Source organism: Clostridium sp., assembly GCF_051656525.1.
Taxonomy (GTDB): domain Bacteria; phylum Bacillota; class Clostridia; order Clostridiales; family Clostridiaceae; genus Clostridium.
Genome location: NZ_JBOGCC010000068.1, coordinates 1 through 5,052, shown reverse-complemented (window position 1 = coordinate 5,052; position 5,052 = coordinate 1). Strand labels below are relative to the sequence as shown.

General features: G+C 21.4%; 3 protein-coding genes and 1 pseudogene. All 4 read right to left on the bottom strand.

The features are described 5' to 3' along the window. Nucleotides 1-137: 137 nt before the first annotated feature. On the bottom strand, nucleotides 138-1,283 hold the full coding sequence (locus tag ACRDDY_RS02385) for an SIR2 family protein (protein ID WP_438563373.1): 1,146 nt from the start codon (nucleotides 1,281-1,283) through the stop codon (nucleotides 138-140). A gap of 124 nt (nucleotides 1,284-1,407) precedes the next feature. Next, nucleotides 1,408-1,686 carry a hypothetical protein gene (locus ACRDDY_RS02380; protein ID WP_438563372.1) on the bottom strand — a complete coding sequence of 93 codons (279 nt, stop codon included), beginning with the start codon at nucleotides 1,684-1,686 and terminating at the stop codon, nucleotides 1,408-1,410. Between the two features lie 686 nt (nucleotides 1,687-2,372). Beyond that, the gene (locus ACRDDY_RS02375; RefSeq protein ID WP_438563371.1) at nucleotides 2,373-4,049 is read right to left on the bottom strand and encodes a tetratricopeptide repeat protein; all 1,677 of its coding nucleotides are present in this window, start codon (nucleotides 4,047-4,049) and stop codon (nucleotides 2,373-2,375) included. Nucleotides 4,050-4,722: 673 nt separating this feature from the next. Further along, a pseudogene (locus tag ACRDDY_RS02370) lies at nucleotides 4,723-5,052 on the bottom strand (AAA family ATPase); the annotation flags it as partial.

The window sequence follows — 5,052 nt, the reverse complement described above, 5'->3', positions numbered from 1 at the left end:
TGTTATACTTTCTGGTGGAAACATTCTTGCAATTAAATTTTCCTTTTCCTCTTTTGAGTATTTTCTATTTGATCTATTATTATTTGTCATAGTTTAATCTCCTATTTTATTCTCTACTTATGAGAATATCATGTATTTTACTCTACGACAATTATCTTACCACCTAGGGGGTAATATAAAGTTGAATCATTCGTAAAAATATTTTCGCATAATAATTCAACTAAGAAATTTTTATTACTTTTAAAAAACTTAATACTTTCTTCGCCTTTAAGTTCTCTAAAAAATAAATTAATTAAATTTCTTTTAAAATCTCCATTTATATCATGATTTATAAGTTTTTTTAAATTGAAACTTTTTATTTTATTGCTAAATTTAAATATAAATAAAATAAATTTATTTTCATTTAAATACTTTTCTATATTTTTATTAGCAACATCATATATATCATTTAATATTTCCTCATCTATTTTTATTTCAGGTAAACTATTTAAATAATCCAATAATTCTAATACATTTGCATTTGAATTTTTAAAATATCCTTTATTAATAATATATTTTAAATAATTAAAATCACCCCTTATTTTTTTTAAAAATGCACTTTGTAAATCTTTATAATTTTTAATTTTACCTAAAAGTTCTATTATTTCTTGTTCTGTTAAATTATTTTTTTGTAATAGATCCAATGCCTTAAATTTTTCTTTTACTTTGCTTTCTTCATCTTTTTTTATTTGATCTATTTCATCTACTAAAGCTACTAAAGCCCTAAATCCTTTTTCTGATTTACTATATGGACATAATTTTACTGAATAATTATTTAAGTAATAATTCTCTAATAATTCCATTTTTTTCTTTTCATAATCAAAATAATCTATTATAAACAATCTCTTTTTATCAGTTTTTTGTAGAGGACCTTTTCTTTTTTCAAATAAATAATTTAAAATCTCAAATTCTTGTAATCCATACCCTAAAAATAATACATCATAATCTTCAAAAATCATTTTTAAAAATTTTTTGTAATTATTCTCTCCTGTCCAATACCTTTCTATATAATCCTCATTTGAAATTATCATATTAGGAATATCATTTATACTCCCATGAATATGATAAACTTCTCTACTTTTTAAAGTTCTTTTCTTATTAACAATTTCAGCAAAATCTTTTTCTTTATAAAAAACCTTTTTTTTATCTAGCTTGTCTATATTGTTTTCTACAGTAAATTCACTAATTTCTTCATTAGCTAAAATATCTAATATATCATCATAATTTGTAGTTATATTTATCATATTTAAATTATATACTTTACTAAATATATTACTTTTATCTTTAATTTTATCTAACTTTTCCTTTTTTAAATTATTAGATACTTCAATTTCATCAATATCTATTTTAAAAAGTTCTTTATATTTTTCATAAAGATATTATTTTTAAATTTTCGTCTTCAAAAATAATATCTTTTGTAAAAGACATTACTCTTCTAAAATCTTTTTCTTCTCTTTTTAATAAATCAATTAATTCAAAATTAACTTTATCACTATGTTGTTCCAAAAACTCTAAATGAACTCTTCCAAATTCAATCCATGACGGTAATCCTAAATTTTTAGAAAATCCAGCACCAATAAAAATAACCTTTTCATTATTACTTTCCCTAAAAAATTCTCTTAAATTTTTCTCTACGCTTTCATTCATATATTATTTCCCCCTATCTTTTTAATTAAAATCTCTATTTTTTCTTATATTTTTCAAATTATATTTCAATATACTTATATTGTAAATAGCTTAAAGTATTTTTACAACTTTCACCGTATAATTCTCTAATTAAACTAAAAATAGTAGTATTTTTATAAAATAAAAAAATCTCTACATTTTACTTTTTATTACAAATAGTAAAATGTAGAGATTTCTAACTTACTCTATACCATTTATTTTTAAATTATTAGACTATTCCTATTTTCTCATTCGTCTTAGCATTTAATCGTTCTGATTCCACTAATTTTTTAGAGTAACCTTTTAAACATAAATTTTAAAAATTTCTTTTCCCTTATGAATTTTAGCTACTTGCTTCTTCGAAATTCAGAAAAAGTTAGGGATGAGATTAGTCTTGCTTTTTTTAGCTACAATTTGAAAAGAGTAATTAAAATACGAGAATTTAAGGAACTTTTAAAGGCCTTAATCTTAAATCTTTTTTTGCACAGTCTGCCGGATAGAGCTTGTCATATCACCTAATAAAATAAATATACACCTATAATTTTTCCAATGGCTATATTATAAAAAAAGCTTGTCCTAAAATTAATCGAACAAGCTTTCCCATAAATATTTTTCTATAATATAATTTATTCTTTTACAAAATACTATTTTTGCAATTAATATTTAAATTATTTATATCTAATTTTTGATTTAGTGACTTTTTCTACTTTCCCTGTATATCTAATATAGTTAGCAATTCCTTTTTCATTTTCTACCTTCGGCCCAAGAACTACTTCATTAAGTACTATATCTTTTTTGAAATTAACATATAAATGTGGTACTACAAAGCCCTCAGCATTACCTGTAACTTGCACATCTTTATCATTTTCTATATTTTTAAATTTTATTAATCTAATTTCTTCTTCATAAGAATATGCACTATCTTTAAATAAAAATCTAATATTATCTATTATTTCACTAATTAACTCTTTTACAATTTTATTTATATTTTCCTCTTCACCCGCTAACATTTTTTCAATTTTTAACAACACATTGGAAATTTTTTCTATATATTCACTTCCATCTATATCTGTATTATCTTCTTTTTTTCTATTTCCTAAATAGTTTACTTTATATAATCCATCAAAATACGGTTTAAATGAATTTAAATTCAAATTATCTTTTATTTCATTATCTTTTATTTCATCATTTTCTTCCTTAAAAAATTCTGAATCAAAAACTAAACAACAGCCATCTCCATCATTTGCATATTGTCTCCACATAGGTAATGAATTATCAATATTTTTAGATAAACTAACTAAGAATATATTTCCTTCTCCTTTAATTTCAACTCTTTCCTCAGATTCTTTTCCACATCTTCCATAAATTTCCTTCAGAAAATTTTTACATTTTATATCTTTACTAAATAATTCAAAAAAAGTATTTCCTTCATCTGGATCATTCATATATTCAATATTATTTAGCCTTAAATAAGTTTTATTTTCTTCATCACTTTTACTATCTTTTTTTATCAAAAACTTCATATTCTGAATTTTAGTATAGTGTCCAAGTTGATTAGCTTTATCATCACCAGTATGTTCATATTTCATATTTTCCTTAAATAAAAATATAAATCCTGCTAACCTTTCTAAATTTTCGGCTATTTCTTTTTCTACATTCTTTGTCTTATCACCTAAGTAATCAAAAAATTCTTTATATTCTTTTAATTTAAAATATTCTATTTTATCTTTTTCTTCTAGTTTACTATATTCTTCTTTTTCCTCTACTATTTTTGTATGTTCTTTTAATTCACTATAAATTTTACTTCTTACATCGTAAACCTTTCCATAACCTTTATCTATCTCTATTGCTTTAACACAATCTTCTATTGCTTTTTCATATTCTTCTTTATATTTATATATCATTGCTCTAGCTAAAAAAGCTTCTTTACAATTTTCCTCAATCTCTATTACTTTAGTAAAATCTTCTATTGCTTTTTTAAATTCGTTTTGGTAGATATATGCTATTCCTCTATAAAAAAAAGCTTCTTTATAATCTTTATCTAACTCTATTACTTTAGTAAAATCTTCTATTGCTTTTTCATATTCTTCTTTATATTTATGTGCTATTCCTCTATTATTAAAAGCTTCTTTATATTCTCTATCTATCTCTATTGCTTTATTATAATCTTTTATTGCTTCTTCATATTTTCCTTGATTAGCATATGCTATTCCTCTACCACAAAAAGCTTCTTTATAATTTCTATCCATTTCTATGCTATTAGTAAAACATTCTAAAGCTTTTTCGTAGTTTTTCTGTTTTATATATTCTTTACCTTTATGAAATTGTTCTTTGCTATAATTCATTTAAACCCTCTCCTAATCATATATTACTTAAACATAATAAATAAATCTCTATATTATAAAATTAATTTTTTTAATTTTCTCAACTATATATAATAGAATTTTTCCACAATTCTACAATTTAAAATAGAAAGAATCTAAAACTATGTTACTTTTAACCAAAGAAAATATTTACTTTTAATATAATTAACTTCTATATCTACTTAAATTTGGATAATAAACTTAATTATATTGTAAATTAATTTATATATTTTTACAAGTTTCAATATTTAATTTACTTTTTATATTGTCTTTTCTGTTAATATCAACAAAAAACTTCTAAAATTTTAGAAGCTCCTCCAGAATCAAATTTATATTTTTTCATTATTCACTATTAAAAACTCAAAAAACATTTAAAAATAATTACTTTTTATAATATATATTTTGTTTCTTTTTACATTCTAAATATTTATTTCTAAAATCATTAACCAAAACCCCCAAGTATCTGGGTAGTACTTATCTCAAATAAAAAAACTCTACATTTTACTTTTTAATACAAATAGTAAAATATAGAGGATTCTAATCTTCTCTATAAAATTCATTTTTTAATTATTGGATTATTCCTATTTTCTCATTTGTCTTACCATTTAATCGTTCTGATTACACTAATTCTTTAGAGTAACCTTTTAAATATAAATTATAAAAATTCATATAGTGCAATTTCTATTTTTTCTTCTACCTTAGATGAGAAATAATTATATAATACTTCTTTAAATATACCATTTGAAATAGCAACTTTATAATTTTCCTCTTTAAGATATCCAAACATTACACCTATTGAAATTACTTTATTATGGATATTAAAACTTTTCTCTTCTCCATTTATAATAATGCTAAAGATTAGCTCTTTTAAGTCTTTATTATTCTCAATATTTTTTATTAAATCATCAAATAGAGTATTATTTTCATTTAATAATATTTTTATAGCCCTATTAATATCCTCAACTTCCCAAATTCTTTTCTCAGC

Bases quoted from the DNA above. Each gene is read 5' to 3' on its own strand.
- ACRDDY_RS02385 (WP_438563373.1), bottom strand. From the start codon at position 1,283: ATGATAAATATAACTACAAATTATGATGATATATTAGATATTTTAGCT.
- ACRDDY_RS02380 (WP_438563372.1), bottom strand. From the start codon at position 1,686: ATGAATGAAAGCGTAGAGAAAAATTTAAGAGAATTTTTTAGGGAAAGT.
- ACRDDY_RS02375 (WP_438563371.1), bottom strand. From the start codon at position 4,049: ATGAATTATAGCAAAGAACAATTTCATAAAGGTAAAGAATATATAAAA.